This window comes from Paenibacillus sp. DP01 (genome assembly GCF_044784315.1).
In the GTDB taxonomy this organism is placed as follows: Bacteria; Bacillota; Bacilli; order Paenibacillales; family Paenibacillaceae; genus Paenibacillus; species Paenibacillus polymyxa.
The window spans coordinates 1,768,145-1,784,622 of record NZ_CP173059.1; the positions used below are offsets into that span (position 1 = coordinate 1,768,145).

At 45.7% G+C, this 16,478-nt stretch carries 18 protein-coding genes; 16 read left to right on the forward strand and 2 right to left on the reverse strand.

Annotation, left to right across the window (positions count from 1 at the left end; all coding sequences use genetic code 11):
* The first annotated feature begins 40 nt into the window (after positions 1-40).
* The 4 genes from ACH59B_RS07835 to ACH59B_RS07850 all read left to right on the forward strand — a co-directional run bounded on the left by ACH59B_RS07835 (position 41) and on the right by ACH59B_RS07850 (position 5,009).
* The gene (locus ACH59B_RS07835) at positions 41-2,410 is read left to right on the forward strand and encodes an endonuclease MutS2 (protein ID WP_404303602.1); all 2,370 of its coding nucleotides are present in this window, start codon (positions 41-43) and stop codon (positions 2,408-2,410) included.
* 52 nt (positions 2,411-2,462) lie between these two features.
* Positions 2,463-2,876 (forward strand): DUF350 domain-containing protein, encoded by a 414-nt coding sequence (locus tag ACH59B_RS07840; protein ID WP_014599569.1) that lies wholly within the window; start codon positions 2,463-2,465, stop codon positions 2,874-2,876.
* A gap of 55 nt (positions 2,877-2,931) precedes the next feature.
* On the forward strand, positions 2,932-3,639 hold the full coding sequence (locus ACH59B_RS07845) for a hypothetical protein (protein ID WP_016820535.1): 708 nt from the start codon (positions 2,932-2,934) through the stop codon (positions 3,637-3,639).
* A 116-nt stretch (positions 3,640-3,755) separates the two neighbouring features.
* On the forward strand, positions 3,756-5,009 hold the full coding sequence (locus ACH59B_RS07850; protein WP_404303603.1) for an MFS transporter: 1,254 nt from the start codon (positions 3,756-3,758) through the stop codon (positions 5,007-5,009).
* Positions 5,010-5,079: 70 nt separating this feature from the next.
* Here the strand turns inward: ACH59B_RS07850 and ACH59B_RS07855 are convergent, their stop codons facing one another.
* The gene (locus ACH59B_RS07855) at positions 5,080-6,318 is read right to left on the reverse strand and encodes an FAD-binding oxidoreductase (protein ID WP_193190542.1); all 1,239 of its coding nucleotides are present in this window, start codon (positions 6,316-6,318) and stop codon (positions 5,080-5,082) included.
* Between the two features lie 115 nt (positions 6,319-6,433).
* Here ACH59B_RS07855 and ACH59B_RS07860 point away from each other — a divergent pair, with 115 nt between their 5' ends.
* The 12 genes from ACH59B_RS07860 (at position 6,434) to ACH59B_RS07915 (ending at position 15,144) form a co-directional block, all read left to right on the forward strand.
* Positions 6,434-6,670 carry a hypothetical protein gene (locus ACH59B_RS07860; RefSeq protein WP_016820532.1) on the forward strand — a complete coding sequence of 79 codons (237 nt, stop codon included), beginning with the start codon at positions 6,434-6,436 and terminating at the stop codon, positions 6,668-6,670.
* A 25-nt stretch (positions 6,671-6,695) separates the two neighbouring features.
* A complete protein-coding gene (locus ACH59B_RS07865) occupies positions 6,696-7,079 on the forward strand; it encodes a spore coat protein (protein WP_016820531.1) in 384 nt (127 codons plus the stop codon).
* Positions 7,080-7,222: 143 nt separating this feature from the next.
* A complete protein-coding gene (locus ACH59B_RS07870; protein WP_193190544.1) occupies positions 7,223-7,723 on the forward strand; it encodes an Lrp/AsnC family transcriptional regulator in 501 nt (166 codons plus the stop codon).
* A 12-nt stretch (positions 7,724-7,735) separates the two neighbouring features.
* Entirely contained in the window at positions 7,736-8,947 is a 1,212-nt protein-coding gene (locus ACH59B_RS07875; RefSeq protein ID WP_016820529.1) for an aminotransferase class I/II-fold pyridoxal phosphate-dependent enzyme, read from the forward strand.
* A gap of 114 nt (positions 8,948-9,061) precedes the next feature.
* Positions 9,062-9,268, forward strand: a complete 207-nt coding sequence (locus ACH59B_RS07880; protein WP_016820528.1) for an aspartyl-phosphate phosphatase Spo0E family protein — start codon at positions 9,062-9,064, stop codon at positions 9,266-9,268.
* Positions 9,269-9,368: 100 nt separating this feature from the next.
* Positions 9,369-9,938 (forward strand): hypothetical protein, encoded by a 570-nt coding sequence (locus ACH59B_RS07885; protein ID WP_016820527.1) that lies wholly within the window; start codon positions 9,369-9,371, stop codon positions 9,936-9,938.
* Positions 9,939-9,956: 18 nt separating this feature from the next.
* On the forward strand, positions 9,957-10,520 hold the full coding sequence (locus ACH59B_RS07890; protein ID WP_016820526.1) for a cob(I)yrinic acid a,c-diamide adenosyltransferase: 564 nt from the start codon (positions 9,957-9,959) through the stop codon (positions 10,518-10,520).
* Positions 10,521-10,541: 21 nt separating this feature from the next.
* Positions 10,542-11,498, forward strand: a complete 957-nt coding sequence (locus ACH59B_RS07895; protein WP_404303942.1) for an RluA family pseudouridine synthase — start codon at positions 10,542-10,544, stop codon at positions 11,496-11,498.
* A gap of 42 nt (positions 11,499-11,540) precedes the next feature.
* On the forward strand, positions 11,541-11,906 hold the full coding sequence (locus ACH59B_RS07900) for an arsenate reductase family protein (protein ID WP_153794717.1): 366 nt from the start codon (positions 11,541-11,543) through the stop codon (positions 11,904-11,906).
* Positions 11,907-11,978: 72 nt separating this feature from the next.
* Positions 11,979-12,875: a 5'-3' exonuclease H3TH domain-containing protein gene (locus ACH59B_RS07905; RefSeq protein WP_017426645.1), complete on the forward strand. Its 897-nt coding sequence runs from the start codon at positions 11,979-11,981 to the stop codon at positions 12,873-12,875.
* A gap of 217 nt (positions 12,876-13,092) precedes the next feature.
* On the forward strand, positions 13,093-13,971 hold the full coding sequence (locus tag ACH59B_RS07910) for an ROK family protein (protein WP_031463162.1): 879 nt from the start codon (positions 13,093-13,095) through the stop codon (positions 13,969-13,971).
* 165 nt (positions 13,972-14,136) lie between these two features.
* Positions 14,137-15,144, forward strand: a complete 1,008-nt coding sequence (locus tag ACH59B_RS07915; RefSeq protein WP_153794718.1) for an HRDC domain-containing protein — start codon at positions 14,137-14,139, stop codon at positions 15,142-15,144.
* Positions 15,145-15,263: 119 nt separating this feature from the next.
* On the opposite strand, the gene corA is transcribed toward ACH59B_RS07915, so the two are convergent.
* Positions 15,264-16,199, reverse strand: coding sequence for a magnesium/cobalt transporter CorA (gene corA / locus ACH59B_RS07920; protein ID WP_013370115.1), 936 nt, complete (start codon positions 16,197-16,199; stop codon positions 15,264-15,266).
* Between the last annotated feature and the right edge of the window lie 279 nt (positions 16,200-16,478).

Below are 16,478 nucleotides of genomic sequence, written 5' to 3' on the forward strand. Positions count from 1 at the left end.
TTTCGGTATAATATAGATATAAGTGAAAGGAGCAGTGAAGTTGGACTCTAAAATTTTTAAAACCCTTGAATATCAAAAAATTCTAAATAAACTAAGTCACTATGCCCAAACGGCAACGGGACAACAGACAGCCCTTCGATTACAGCCCAGCGATGATTTGGAGCATATCAAGAAATTGCTAAAAGGTACAGATGAGGCCTATGCTGCTGATCGGCTGAAAGGAGTGCCTTCATTTAACGGAGTGGTGGATATCACTCCTACGGTGAAGCGTGCCCGTATTGGAGGAACGTTAAGTCCGCAGGAGTTACATGGTATTCGGACAACGGTTCAAGCTGCACGCCGTATACAGGTGTATGTAACAAGTTTGCATGAGGAAAATCCGGTTGAAACATTGCTGTATTGGAGTGAGCAACTTTCGGAACAAAGAAGTTTGGAAAACTCCATTAAAGGCTGTATTGACGAAAATGCAGAGGTACTGGATTCTGCCAGTACAGAGCTTTCACAAATTCGCCGGGAACTGCGCTCCGGTGAAGTGCGTATTCGTGAAAAGCTGGATTCCATGATTCGTTCCTCAACTGTGTCCAAAATGCTTCAGGATCAGTTGATTACGATTCGTGGAGATCGGTTTGTCATCCCGGTCAAGGCAGAATACCGTTCTTATTTTGGCGGAATTGTGCACGATCAATCCGGGTCTGGCGCAACCTTGTTTATCGAGCCAGAATCCATCGTGACCATGAACAACAAGCTGAGGGAAACCAGGCTGAGAGAAGAGCGTGAAATTGAAGTCATTTTACAAAAGCTGACCGCACTTGTCGCAGAACAAGCGGATATGTTGCTGTATGATGTGGATATTTTAGGCAATCTTGATTTTATTTTTGCGAAAGCTCGTCTCGCTCGTGAAATGAAGGCAACGCTTCCCTTAATGAATGATCGCGGGTACTTGAAGCTGAAAAAGGGTAGACACCCTCTAATTCCGTTGGAGCAGGTCGTTCCCATAGATGTGGAACTGGGTAATTCGTACACCTCCATTATCGTTACCGGACCGAACACAGGGGGGAAAACCGTTACCCTGAAAACTATAGGTCTGCTAAGTTTGATGGCGATGTCTGGACTGTTTGTGCCTGTTGAGGATGAAAGCCAGCTATGCGTATTTGATGCAATCTATGCCGATATTGGTGACGAGCAGAGCATTGAGCAGAACTTGAGTACATTTTCCAGTCACATGACCAATATTATTAGTATCTTGAAAAATATGACACCCAAAAGTCTTGTATTGCTTGACGAAGTGGGAGCAGGAACGGACCCGGCAGAAGGTTCAGCCCTGGCTGTATCTATTCTGGAGCATATACATGCTCTGGGTTGCCGCATGGTGGCGACGACTCACTATAGTGAATTGAAGGCGTATGCCTATGAGCGCAAAGGAATTATTAATGCAAGTATGGAGTTTGATGTCGCTACATTAAGCCCGACTTACCGCCTTCTGGTTGGTGTACCTGGGCGAAGTAACGCTTTTGCCATTGCCGAGCGATTGGGATTACCAGGACGTATATTAGACTATGCCCGTGGTGAGGTAACCGAAGAAGACCAGCGCGTCGAGCACATGATTGCGTCACTGGAGCAGAACCGTTTGACCGCTGAGCAAGAACGGGAAAAAGCAGAGCAGCTGCGTAAGGAAATGGAAGTATTGCGTACACGTCATCAGACCGAGCTAGATAAGCTGGAGTCACAACGGGACCGTATGCTAGAAAAGGCCGAAGACGAAGCAAGAGTTCTCGTGGATAAGGCTCGTAGTGAAGCAGAGAAAATCATTACGGATTTGCGTAAATTGGCTCAGGAAGAGGGAGCCTCGGTGAAGGAGCACAAGCTGATTGCAGCTCGTAGAGAACTGGATGAAGCAGAACCGAAACAACGTAAGAAAAGTACAGTCAAACGTCCGGCGACTCCGCGTACTCGTTCCATCATGGCTGGCGATGAAGTATCAGTTCACAGTCTGAATAAAAAAGGCCATGTGGTTGAACTAACTGGCAGCAAGGAAGCTATCGTTCAACTGGGTATCATGAAAATGAAGGTCAGTCTGGATGATCTGGAGCTGCTGCAACCAGCCCCAACGACTACTCCAAAGGTCCAAAAGCCAGTGACTGGCGTTAAGCGGACACGGGATGATAACGTGCGAAGTGAACTTGACCTTCGGGGGGCAAACGTGGAGGAAGCGCTGATGGAAGTGGACCGCTTCATGGATGAAGCGTTTTTAGCCAATCTGGGTCAGGTATACATTATTCACGGCAAAGGTACGGGGGTCCTGAGAACTGGTATTCAGGAGTACCTTCGCAAGCATAAGCATGTGAAAAGCTACCGTATCGGTAACTACAATGAAGGCGGCACGGGTGTAACGGTTGCTGAATTGGAATAGATATGGGTTGCTGACCGAGAACGCTTGGTAGAACGGGAGGGACGAGGTGAAGATGGCGATTGATGAATTGCTATCACATCCGTTGGGGATGATGCTGGGTTATTTCTCCGTGGCGGTGCTGGAGTTGATTGTATTTTTGTCCTGCTTTGAGCTGGTAACCCGTTATAAATGCTGGGAAGAGATCAAGCGAGGCAATGTTTCGGTAGCCATGGCAACGGGTGGGAAAATGTTTGGTATTTGCAACGTGCTCCGCTTTGCGATGGAGGCTAAATCCAGCGTATATGATACGATGATCTGGTCATTCGTTGGTTTTTTACTGCTACTTGCGGCGTACTTTCTTTTTGAATTTCTGACACCGGTATTTTCTATCGATCAAGAGATTAAAGAAGATAACCGTGCGGTCGGCTTGTTCTCTATGATTATTTCAATATCGTTATCGTATGTGATTGGTGCGAGTGTAACTTGACACATCCTGTATACTAAAGCTTGGTATACGCTTCGGAACGGAAGGATGATAAAGCTTGGAAATGACTATTTGTCCATGGTGTAACATGGAAATTATTTGGGATGAAGAATTAGGACCTGAAGAAGAGTGTCCTTATTGCCATAATGATCTGAAAGGATACTCAGACATAGCCGATGACGAAGAGGAGTCTGAGTCTGTTTCTCCATCTGTTCACAGACATACGGATGGGCATGAAGATGCGACACACGATCATGCGGTTTCTGTAAGTCCGGCGCTCGGCGCTCATGGAAAAGAAGACCTCAAGGGTTATCGTACATTAAGTATTCAGCTCGGCGATGATGAGGAGCAGGATATTTTATACGAGGCAGAGGATGAAATCGTATCTGAAAAGCCAGCTGATGCACCGTTATTGCAGGATAATGAGCTTCATAAGCTGCCTGTGCTGCATACTTTACAAAAATTCGAAGAAAGCGGTGCGGATCTAATGGCTTATGAGCAAGGTGCTGAACAATTACTCGACAGACAAGATGAGGTTCTTGAATGTTCCCAATGTGGAGAGTATATGCTGCATGCGGGTTCACAAACCGTAACCAGAGAGGGCTTCGAACCATCGATGTCTCCGGTGCTCGGCAAACCTGTTCTGGACTTGCCGTTCGTCTTGAATGTTTATGTGTGTCCTAGCTGCTTCCATGTTCAGCAGACTTTGTCAGAGAATGACCGACTGCGAATGCTGGAGAAGCTCAGCGGTATTTCCAATAATTAAATGGCAATTCCCCGGATAGGTCCCATCTCAATACGGGCATGTTAAATCAAAGAAATCTTTGAACAAGCTGACTCGTAATAAGCTGATTGGTGATTTTTCCGTTAGGGGGAACTGCATTGAAATCAAACCTGAACGGACAATCCATTCTGCTATTAAGCTTGAATGGATTGTTTGTGTTTGCAGCAGCATTGTCCGGCACATTTCTTAATGTGTATTTGTGGAAAAGCAAGCAGGATTACGCGATGATCGGCTGGTTTAATGTCAGTCAACAAATTGCGCTGGGAATTATGGTCTGGGTAGCTGGAAAGTGGGTCAAAGAACATAATAAAATGAATGCCCTGCGCGTGGGAACCGCATTGTCCGGCTTATTTTATCTCATCGTGTTGTATACAGGACCGCAGGCTGTAAACTACATATGGCCGCTCGGAATGTTATTGGGTGCAGCCTTAGGTTTATTTTGGCTAGCGTTTAATGTCATCTTTTTCGAAGTCACGGATCAGGCAAGCCGTGATCATTTTAACGGATGGGTGGGTCTGCTGGGCTCGTTTTCCGGTATAGTGGGTCCTTGGCTCTCTGGTTGGATTATTGCGCGTATGGAGGATGACGCGGGTTATCGCGTGATATTCAGTATTTCTTTGGCCTTTTATGTCGTAGGAGTGGTGCTAAGTTTCTTTCTTCGCAAGCGTAAACCGACAGGAAATTACAATTGGAAAGAGCCTAAGCAGCGATTGTCGCAAAAAGGAAGTATGTGGCGTCCGTTGTCGTTATCACTTGTTACACAGGGCATCCGTGAGGGAGTGTTTGCTTTCCTGATTACGCTGCTCGTGTATGTAGTTACTCAACAGGAATGGAAGCTAGCACAGTTTTCACTTATTACATCGGGGGTTTCATTTTTCAGCTTTTGGGCTGTCGGAAAATGGCTCAAGCCACACTATCGCTCGGCTGGTATGTTGTTGGGTGCCGTGCTGTTGGTGATCGCGCTTTTACCATTATTGTGGCGTATGGAGTATAGCACGCTGCTGATTATGGGGATTGGCACCGCTTTGTTCATGCCCTTGTATTTAATTCCTATGATCTCTGCGAGCTTTGATCTAATGGGTACGAGTGAAGGAGATGCTAATCAGAGAGTGGAACTGGTTGTACTGCGCGAACTATGCTTAATGATAGGTCGGTTGACAGGAACACTCATTTTCTTGGGTGTCCTAAGTATCAGCAAGGCTCCTACAGCGATGATCTGGTTGTTGATTGGGCTGGCATTAATGCCAGTGATTGGATGGGTTTTTATGCGAAGTGTGCTGAAAATGGAACAAAAAACGAAGCAAAGCAAGTCTCATTCCCATGCACGACGCTTGCACAAGCAAACCGAATAATTGAAAAATTCAATACAAAAGAGCCTCCAAATCCGTTGATATAGGAAAAGGAGGTCTTTTTGTATCACATTTAAATCATCGGTTCTGTAGTCTCAGGCGAGGGTTTGGTGGGACGGGTCAGAGAAAAAAGCTCCATTTCAGGTCGGTGTGTGCCCGTCAGTTCATCAGCCAATAGCTGTGCGGCCACCATGCTCGTAACCGTCCCATTTCCCCCGTAACCCTCCAAAAAGTAGCAGTTAGGAAAACGCGGATGTGGACCAATATACGGCAAGCCGTCGTGAGAAGAGCCGAATACAGCCGCCCAAGCATAATCGATTTGAAATGTGACACCGGGAAAATGCTCCTGTAGTGCTTGCAACAGCTTGTGCTGTTGGTGTAACAGTCTGATTTCACGTTGCTTGGCGTCCAGTACAGGCTCATCCAAACCACCGATAATAATACGTCCTTCCTGTGTTGAGCGTATATACAGATAAGGACGAGCAGTTTCCCAGATCAGACACTGCTCATGCCATAAGGGAGCATCTCCGATTGGATTGGTGGCGATAGCATAAGAGCTTTCTAGCACGGCTCCGCGATCTGTTTTAATCTCTTGTGTTTCATAACCTGTTGCAAAAATGACTTTTTTTGCTCGGATAATCCCACCGTTAGTATGACAAACGACCTCATTATCGTTGAATTCAAAATGCTTAGCTTCTGTATGCTCATATAAACGAACACCGAGGCGGCTGGCAGATTGCAGCAGTCCCTGGGCAAACAAAAATGGATTAACCTCGGCATCTTCGTGCGTATACAAGGCTGCTGGTTTTCGAAATGGAAATCGGGCAGCAACCTGTTGCTCATCCCAGTATTCCACTGGAAATCCAAAACGGGTTAACTGTTTATATTCTTCCTGCAGCACCTGCACATCCTCTGCAGTACTTGCGTAGTACAGGCTGCTGCGGCGAATAAAGGAAGGGTCTCTGTCCAGTGTGGCAGCCAGTTGATCTAGCTGATTCAGAGCATCTCTACACATACGGTAAAACAGTACGCCGTTGGTCTCGCCAAACGTGTTAATAAAAGAGGTTAAAGTCTTGTCATTGCTATATTGCAGCAATCCAGTATTGGCTGAAGAACTTCCATGTACCAGCCTTCGCTTGTCAATAAGTACAGTGTCGACCTGTCGTTCTCCCAATAACCGGGAGCAGAGGGATCCACCCATCCCGCCGCCGATGATTAGTACATCACAATTTATATCCTCAGCTAAAGGAGGAAAATCCAGCGTTTGCTCCAAGGTACTCGGCCAATACGTATTCCCGCTTATTAATTCCATATAAATAGCACTCCCCATAGGCAATATGTAGTATCTCTTATGTGTACATAGTATTTCGCCAAACGGACAAGATAACCAGCGTGCAACAAAACATTTAAGGAGGGACAAAAAGACTATGCAATCTATGAACATGCAACCCTTGTCAGGCAAAGAACTGGAGTACATCGTTGACTCCATTTCCAATGAGGAACTCCTGTTAAAACAATGTGCGGCAACAGCGGCGTCTATTCAGCAGCCTGCCATTCAACAAGCCTGTTTGCAACTGGCGAAAACTCATGAGCACCACTTGAATGTACTTTTCAATGCTCTTCAACAACATCAACAGCTTGCTCCTATGCAACCGCAGCAGTAATTACTACAAAAGGAGGTTTGACAGGATGTATTCACAAAACAATATGTCATTTATGCCCGAAGAGGATTTGCTCTATAGCATTCTTGCTGATATGAAACGTACAGTACGCGAGTACACAACAGCGACGACAGAATCCAATTGTCCGTCTGTGCGTCAGATGTTCACCGACCTTACGAATGATACATTGCGTATGCAAGGTGATTTGTATCATCTAATGAGCCAGAACAATATGTACGCCGCCCCAACGAAAGCACTGCGCATTGATTTGGACAAACAGATTCAAGAAGCTCGCAAGACCCAACAGGAATGCCAACAGTTCATTCAGCAGAAGTCATCATCCGCCAGAGCATATGGCCAGCCTATGCATCAAGGCCAGTCTACTCACCAAAGTAACCCTTATTATATGTAAACGGGATTTTCCGTTTTTGAAGCAATTTCCCATAACAGCCGTCCGTCTGCCGGGTTTACCGGGGCGGACGGTTTTTCTTTGCAGGTTTAAAGGGCGTATTGTATGATGTATAGTAATCTCTTTCGATGGAGGCCTTATGTAGAATGACAGAGCTGAATGAATTAAAACTAAAAGTGCTGGAATTGTTAAAAGAAGATGCAAGAAGAACACCGACTCTATTGGCTACTATGCTGGGGGTAGACGAGCAGGATGTACGCACCTCAATTAAAGAGCTTGAAGACCAACATGTGATCGTCAAATACGCCGCTGTAGTCAATTGGGACAAAGTCGACGACGAAAAGGTTACCGCTTTGATCGAAGTGCAGATTACACCTGAGCGTGGAAGAGGATTTGAAGGGATTGCAGAACGGATTTATTTGTATCCGCAAGTTAAATCTGTTTATCTCATGTCCGGAGCATACGACTTGCTGGTAGAGGTGGAGGGCCGAAACCTCCGTGAAGTCGCTAATTTTGTGTCGGAGAAACTGTCGCCTATTGACTCGGTTTTGTCTACCAAGACTAATTTTACGCTTAAAAAATACAAGCAGGACGGAATTATCTTTGAGGACCATGAGGAAGATAATCGTCTGATGATTTCGCCGTAAAGGAAGATCATGATGAATCTCAAAACAGAAGCATTTACCGACAGCAACAAAGCCATGAGTTCTTATTTATCCCCATTGGTACGCGAGATCCCATCATCGGGTATTCGTAAGTTTTTTGACCTGGTGGGTGGAAACAAGGACATTATTACCCTGGGGGTAGGCGAACCCGATTTTACAACCCCTTGGCACATGCGGGAAGCCTGTGTCTATTCATTGGAGCGAGGCTTCACCAGCTATACATCTAATGCGGGAACGCCAGAACTACGTGAAGCGATTAGTGAGTATCTGAATGAGCAATTTGACGTCCGCTATGATCCTAAAAATGAGATTATCGTAACAGTTGGAGGTAGCGAGGCGATTGATCTTGCGTTGCGCGCCTTAATTGTACCTGGTGATGAAATTCTCGTGCCTGAGCCGTGTTATATCTCCTATTCTCCAATCACTTCGATTGGAGGCGGGATTCCGGTCGGCATTGAAACGTTTGCCAAGGACGAGTTTAAGCTGACGGCTGAGGCGCTGGAAGCCAAAATTACACCTAAATCCAAGGTGCTAATTTTATGCTATCCGAGCAACCCGACCGGTGCTACGATGACTTATGAAGATTGGCTTCCGATTGCGGAAATCGTGGAAAAACATGATTTGATCGTCATCTCTGATGAGATATATGCCGAATTGAATTATGGCGATAAGCACGTCAGCTTTGCTTCGGTACCAGGTATGATGGATCGTACGATTCTCGTCAGTGGTTTTTCCAAAGCCTTCGCCATGACTGGCTGGCGTATTGGATATACTTGCGGGCATCCTGATTTGATTGCTGCTATGCTCAAAATCCATCAGTACACCGTCATGTGTGCGCCCTCTATGGGCCAAGTTGCAGCCTTGGAAGGCTTGCGAAATGGTATGGGTGAAAAAGATCGAATGGTAGAAGCCTATAATCAGCGTCGTCGTCTGATGGTTGAGGGATTCCGTGACATTGGTTTGGAATGCCACGAGCCAAGAGGGGCTTTTTACGTTTTCCCGAGTATTCAAAGCACAGGCCTCAGCTCGGATGAATTTGCACAGCGCCTACTGGCAGAGGCCAAAGTTGCGGCTGTACCGGGCAATGTGTTTGGTTTGGGAGGCGAAGGGTATCTTCGTTGCTCATACGCGACTTCTGTCACTCAGCTGACGGAAGCTTTGGATCGAATTGGTCATTTTGTAGAAAAAGTGAAAAAAGAAGGTTAAATTTATTTTTTTATGGGTAATTCATAGAAAATAGTCTTTTATTTCTAAATTTCTATGCTATAATTTGAAATCGGAAGCAGGAAGTTCAATTTTTCAATTACAGGAGGAGTGCTCATGTCATATGTTGGATATAATTCGCCGAGTTCAATAGGATACGACATTTCCCTGGAAGATGAAATTTTGTTCCTGCGCAATGAGATGATGCGGACGTTTCAGGAAGAGCAGTCCTTGACCTCTGATCTTGTCATCGAGATTAGCTGCAAACTAGATTTGAAAATCAATGAATACATGAAGCTGTACGGTACGGAATGCAGAGTGTAACTGTGTGAAGTCACCATAGCTACGAAGAAGGCCGCAGGGCCTTCTTTTTTTGCGTTCACAACTTATGATATATTAGTGGCATGGAAGAGGGGGCGTACAGATGAAAGCAGGGCTAAAAAGGCTATCGCCATGGATCATCGGAATCATAGCACTTGTACTATTGGCTGGATGTGGGGGGCGAGACAAGGACAGCTTCTCCATATTTATTATGGATAAAGGGGATGCTTCAGTCATTCGTGACGAGCTGGCACAAAAGCTTAAGGATAAGCTGGGCGAACAGGCTCCGACAATCGAGATTTCAGTCAGCCCACTGTATAATCAGCAGAAGCTGGTCGTAGAATATGCGGCCGGAGAACATGATTTGTTTCTTTTGCCGGAAGAGGACATGAAGTTGTATGGACAAAATGGTTCGAATCTACCCTTAGATGATGCCTTTGACAAGAAGACATATGCCCGGGGTGTATTCGAAGGCGGCGTATTTAAGAAAAAGGAGCAAGGGGAAGAAGGAACGGATGTCATCAAGGAAACTCATTTGTTCGGAATTCCGGTGGAGCAGATGAAGATGTTTAAGGACCTAAAATATAACTCAAACACATTATTTGCTACCGTACCGCCACGCACAAGCAATAAGGAAGAAGCCATCAAGGTGCTGAAAGCACTCACAGAATGATAAAGGGGATGAAAAAGTATGGGGATTTATACCAGAACAGGTGATGAAGGACAAACTTCTGTGATCGGCGGTCGAGTGTCTAAAGATGACGACCGTGTGGAGGCGTACGGTACCATTGACGAGCTGAACAGCTTTGTAGGACAAGCGATCAGCTTTGCCGAAGGGGAAAAGTTTGCGGACATTCGGACTCAATTGGAAGAAATACAGCAGGAGCTGTTCGATTGTGGCTCGGATTTGGCGTTTGTTAAAATCAGTGAAAGTAAATATAAGGTCAAAGACGAGCTGGCAGAGCGGCTGGAAGGCTGGATTGATGCATGCCAGGAGGAAAATCCGAAGGTGGAACGCTTTATTATCCCGGGAGGCAGTACATTATCTTCGACGCTTCATGTTTGCCGCACGGTTTGCCGACGTGCGGAACGCCGTGCTGTTACACTAGGTAAGCACACAGATATCAATCCTGCGGTACGTCGGTATTTGAACCGCCTATCCGATTATTTCTTTGTTGTGGCTCGCACTGCGAATGTACGTCAGGGTGTACCTGATGTCGAATATGTTCGCAGCAAAAAAGTGTTCCGCAAATAAGGAGGCAATCAGGAATTTGTGATGAGCTTGTACTATGAACCTATCGTATATATGATCCCTCCTGAGGAGGAGGGCATGCTGCTGAAGACCATTCTACAAAAACGTATGAACATTTCTCGCAAGCTCATATCCAAACTCAAGCTGACCGAACAGGGGATCATGCTGAACGGGATACGTGTGTATATCAGCGTAAAGGTGAAGTCCGGGGATCGAGTAGAGATCCGCATGGAGCGCGAGCGTTCCGATGATATTTTACCGGAACCCATTCCTTTTGAGATTTTGTTTGAGGATGAACATCTGTTAGTAGTGAACAAGGCGGCGGGGATGATCGTCCATCCGACTCACGGTCATTACACAGGAACGCTGGCGAACGGGGTTGTGCATTATTGGCAGACCAAGGGAGAGCTGTTTCGGTTTCGGCCTGTTCATCGTCTTGATCAGGAGACGACCGGCGTGCTAGTTGTAGCTAAAAATCCGTATGTACACCAGCATATTTCCGAACAGATGATTGCGGGAACGGTGGACAAGCGCTATACAGCTTTGGTGCATGGGCGCCCTGAGCAGCAGGAAGGCAGGGTGGACGGACCGATTGACCGCAACCCGGATAATCCGCATTTGCGTATGGTGACTCCAGATGGTTATCCTGCCCTTACGCTATATAAGCTGGAGGAAGTATGGAGCGAAGGAAGCCGCATCAGTCTAAAATTGGAATCCGGACGTACGCACCAAATTCGGGTTCACATGACATATATCGGATGCCCGTTGATCGGAGACAAAATGTACCGGATTACACCCGATGACGCTGTGCAACGTGAGCGATATGATCAGCTTGATGCCAAGATGCCTCGACAAGCCCTGCATGCTTCAGAATTATCCTTGGTGCATCCTGTGACCGGGGAGCGAATGATGTTTTGTGCTCCTCTACCGGATGATATGATCGGAATGCAAGAGCTGTTAAGGGCTCAATATCCAGAATAAATATTCAACAAAGATTGAAACCAAATGGAGGTTAATCTAGCGATGAGCCAACTGAAAGTATACCAGTATTCTAAATGCAGCACCTGTCGTAATGCAGTGAAATGGCTGCAAAACAAGGGGCATGAGACGGAACTGATTCCTATTTTTGAACAACCGCCCGGCCCGGAGGAATTGGAAGACTTGATTAAAAAAAGCGGGTTGGAACTGAAAAAGTTTTTCAATACGAGCGGTGAAGTATACAAAGAGTTAAAGCTGAAAGATAAGCTTGGAAACATGAGCCGTGAAGAGCAAATTTCGCTTTTGTCCTCGAATGGAAGATTAATTAAACGCCCGATTGTAACTGACGGGAATAAAGTAACCGTAGGATTCAAAGAGGAAACATTTGAGGGGACATGGGGAGCTCAGTAAAGCCCAATTTACCCCCACATTATGTTATACTGTGAGGGTTAAATATTATGATGAATGGGAGCAATACAATCTGTGACACAACGCAATGAACAATCCGTAATGCTGGTTGACGGCATGGCCCTGCTTTTTCGTGCTTATTATGCAACCGCTGCAAACGGTTATATCCGTCGTACAAAAGCTGGAGTACCAACGAACGCCATATATGGTTTTATTCGATATTTTTGGGATGCAGTTCAAACCTTTAATCCTACACATGTCATTTGCTGCTGGGATATGGGTGGAACGACATTCCGTGGGGAACATTTTGCTGCGTATAAGGGCAACCGTGCCGACGCGCCAGATGATTTGATTCCTCAATTTACTTTGATCCGTGAAGTGACGGACAGCCTCGGCATTCCCAACATTGGGGCGGAAGGCTTTGAAGCGGATGATTGTATCGGTACGCTCGCACGTCATTATTCGCAAAATGAGGACATGGATGTCATGATTCTCTCGGGAGATCATGATTTACTTCAATTGGTAGATGAGCGGACACGGGTCATTATTATGAAAAAAGGGCATGGAAATTATATGGTATATACCCCGGAGACCCTGCTGTCAGAAAAAGGGCTTAAGCCGCGCCAAGTGGTCGACCTCAAAGGCTTGATGGGTGATGCAAGTGACAATTACCCGGGAGTACGCGGAATCGGTGAGAAAACTGCCCTCAAGCTGGTGCAGGAGTACGACTCCATTGAAGGCATTCTGGAAAATCTGGATCAATTGACTCCATCGGTTCGTAAAAAGATCGAGAGTGATTTGGATATGCTGCATCTTTCACGCAAACTTGCTAAGATTCACTGTGATGTGCCTGTTGCGTGTGCTTTAGACAGCTGTCTGTTGACGCTGGATCACGTGCAAATTGTCGATAAGTTTGAGCAGCTTGAAATGAAGAGCTTGTGTACGTTGATGGGTGTCGCAACCGGATCATAATGAAGCTGTTAGGCTTGTGCTGTGCATTTCAGGTGGACTAAGTTATATAGGGATACTGGCGCTTGGTGCGTTAGTGTCCTTATTTGTATACAACTAACTCAGCTTAGGTATATAACCATGTGAAGGATTTTATACAATTGTGATAAGGGGATTGACCTTAGGCTCGTTTCAGGTGAATATAATGGAGAGAGATCATGGAGAGGGGATTACAGCAGCTATGACAGTATTGGGAGCAATTGAGGCAGGCGGTACCAAATTTGTATGTGGAATTGGAAATGAACGAGGAGAAGTATTGGAAAGAGCAAGCTTTCCAACAACGACTCCAGCAGAAACCATGGAGAATGTCATTGCATTTTTTGAAGGCAAGGGGATTGAAGCGCTGGGTGTAGGCTCATTCGGACCGATTGATCCTATCGAAGGCAGTGATACATATGGTTATATTACAACAACGCCAAAGCCGCATTGGGGAAATTATAATCTGATTGGCAAACTGAAGGAGCATTTCGATGTACCTATGGGGTTTGACACGGATGTGAATGGAGCAGCACTGGGTGAGTCCATTTGGGGTGCGGCTAAAGGATTGGACAACTGTCTGTATATTACAATAGGTACAGGCATCGGAGCGGGTGCTTTGGTTGGCGGAAAGCTGGTACATGGATTATCCCACCCGGAAATGGGACATATTTTGGTACGTCGTCATCCAGAAGATCACTATGAGGGCACATGTCCATATCATGGAGATTGTCTGGAAGGACTGGCAGCGGGGCCAGCACTCGAAAAAAGATGGAAGGTTAAAGGGCATGAGCTTTCTGTGGATCACCCGGCCTGGGAAATGGAGGCGCATTATCTGGCCCAGGCTTTAATGAGCTATGTATTAATCCTGTCACCGCAAAAAATTATTATGGGCGGCGGAGTAATGAAGCAGGATCAATTGTTCCCGCTCATTCGTACCAAGCTTCAACAACTTTTAAATGGGTACGTACAGCATCCGAGTCTGACTACAGAAATTGAGCAATATATCGTATCTCCGGGCTTGGGTGACAATGCTGGATTGTGCGGTGCTCTGGCTTTGGCCAAGGAAAAGCTGAATTCTTAGAATTTATGGTTGACGGTACTCCAAGGTCCGGTTATCATATAGGCAACAGCATAGTACGGATCAAAAAGGGAAGCACCTTTCTTGCGAATACGCAGGATAGGTGCTTTTTTTTGCGTTGTGTATTGTGCGAGTCAGTCATTTTAACCTTATGAGGGAGGAAGAACCATGGAGATTGTATTTTTAAACCGCTTGTCCAAACAGAATGAAGAAGGCTGCGAGGACTTTGCGCAGGTATGGATCGGACAACATGAAGGGGGATGGAGTGCAGGCTGGAGCACACATCATGTCCCAGATGAAAGTATAGACGACCTTTGGTATGAAGGCAGTTTGTGGCAGGAATTACTGCATGTATACCGTCATGAGCTGGCACTCAAGATGGCTGAGGGCTATAGGCCTCTAATTCATGGCGTTTTTCATGAGCAAGAAGGATCATCAGGACGTGGACAAACGCTACAAAAGCTGTATTGCTATAGTGATTTGTTTCCGCGTGATGAGGTGTATGAACAATTAACAATGTGGAGACGGCAAAAGGCAGCAACTGAGCGAAAAGCACCTTATTTTATCGCTACGAATCGATTACTTCGACTCATCAGCGTCTATCTTCCTCATACCGAAGAAGAATTGTTAGAACTACCTGGTATGGGCCTGGGTAAGGTGTCGCAATATGGGACGGAGCTATTGGCTATAACGAAACAAAATGATCGGACCACGCCCTTTCCGCTGAACTGGGTAACAGAGACACTTGAAGAAGAAGTTTTTTTGTCATGGCTGTACAAGCAAAAAGAAAACCAGTACAGACAGGAACTGAATAAGTTTAGCCTGACTAGAGCGATTATCGAAGGCATTTCGGACGGTCTTTCACTGGAGCATATCGGAATGAAGACAGGCTTGCACCGTCGAGAAATGATTGAAGCTGTGGAGCATTTGGATAGGGATGGAATGGATATGGAGAAGCTGATCCGCAAGGAATTGGCACATGTGTCAGAGGAGGAGCAGGCAGCCATCTGGTCTGCTTATGCAGAGTTGGGAGATACGCTGCTCAAGCCCATTATGCTAAAAGTGTATGGAGAAGAAAAAGCGACGGAAGCAGGGCTGGATCAAATTTATGAGCGACTGCGACTGATTCGTATACGGTTCCGCCATCAGGAGGTACCTGACCGACATGTTGGATAATATAGAGACGATTGAAAGTGTCCTAAAGTACAAATAAGGTGCAACATAAAAAAGCAGCAGCGAGTTCCTCATAGGACTCGGCTGCTGCTTTTGATGACCAAGCTTGAAAACCAAATAATTCAAACCCAATCCTTCTTGCGGAAAATACAGAACATACTGACACCTAGTGCCACCATAATCCCAATGACGACAAAATAACCATAACGTGTATGAAGCTCAGGCATATTATCAAAGTTCATCCCATATATTCCGGTAATGACCGTCAACGGCATAAATACGGTTGTAATGGCGGTAAACACACGCATGATTTCATTAGCACGGTTGGCGATACTTGACTGATAAGCTTCTCTAAGGTTCCCCATCAAGTCGCGATAAGTTTCGAAAGTCTCCGAAATTTTCACAGCATTTTCATAAATGTCGCTAAAATATTTTTGTAGTTGATCGTCGATAAGCCGCAAATCCCGTTTGTTCAGGGTATTGATGACTTCCTTTTGCGGGCCGAGCACTTTTTTTAGCCATAGAATCTCACTGCGCAATCCGATGATTTCGTTCAAGTGCGACTTTTTCGTATGCATTAGAATGTCTTCTTCCAGCTTTTCAATACGAACTTCAATCCGGTCACCAACCAGAAAATAGTTATCAACGATCAAATCGACCAACAGATACATAAAACGGTCAGGCTGGCTAACTTCCTGCTCCCACAGCATAGGCTTGAGAGTACGAAGCTCATTGATTTTCTGCTTGGTCACCGTAATGATAAAATGGCGGCCGAGAAAAATGTTCAAAGCACGCAAAAATATTTCTTCATCATCAAAACGAATACTATTTACAACGATAAAATAATGGCTTTCATAAATTTCAATCTTTGGACGCTGTTCTTCTTCACTCAAACAGTCTTCTACTGCAAGATCATGCATAGAAAATAAGGGCTGAAGCACTGTCAGATCCTCGACATCGGCATCAATCCAATAAAAGCCTTCTGCCGGTGCAGTGAGCGCCATTTCAATTTCTTCGACAGGGGTAAAAACCCCGTTGTTAACCAAACGGATTTTCATATATGTCACTCCTTATGCTCCGTCGTAACGGAAATACGTTTACCTTAAGCATAAGGAATGGACTCAGTTAGCCAGTTAGCCGGTGCGGGTAAGCGTGCATACCATCAAAAGCAGAAGGCTTTTGGAGCATGCGGAGCCTGGCGTCCCGTCTTTCGGCAAGCTGAAGTCATTCCTATGCTGTTGTTCAGGGATCGCCGCCTATTCGGACTCGGGTCGCCTTCCATTCCGGATTCACCTCACATATGTTCTTTTTTAGGTTGCCACAGTATCGAAGAAAAC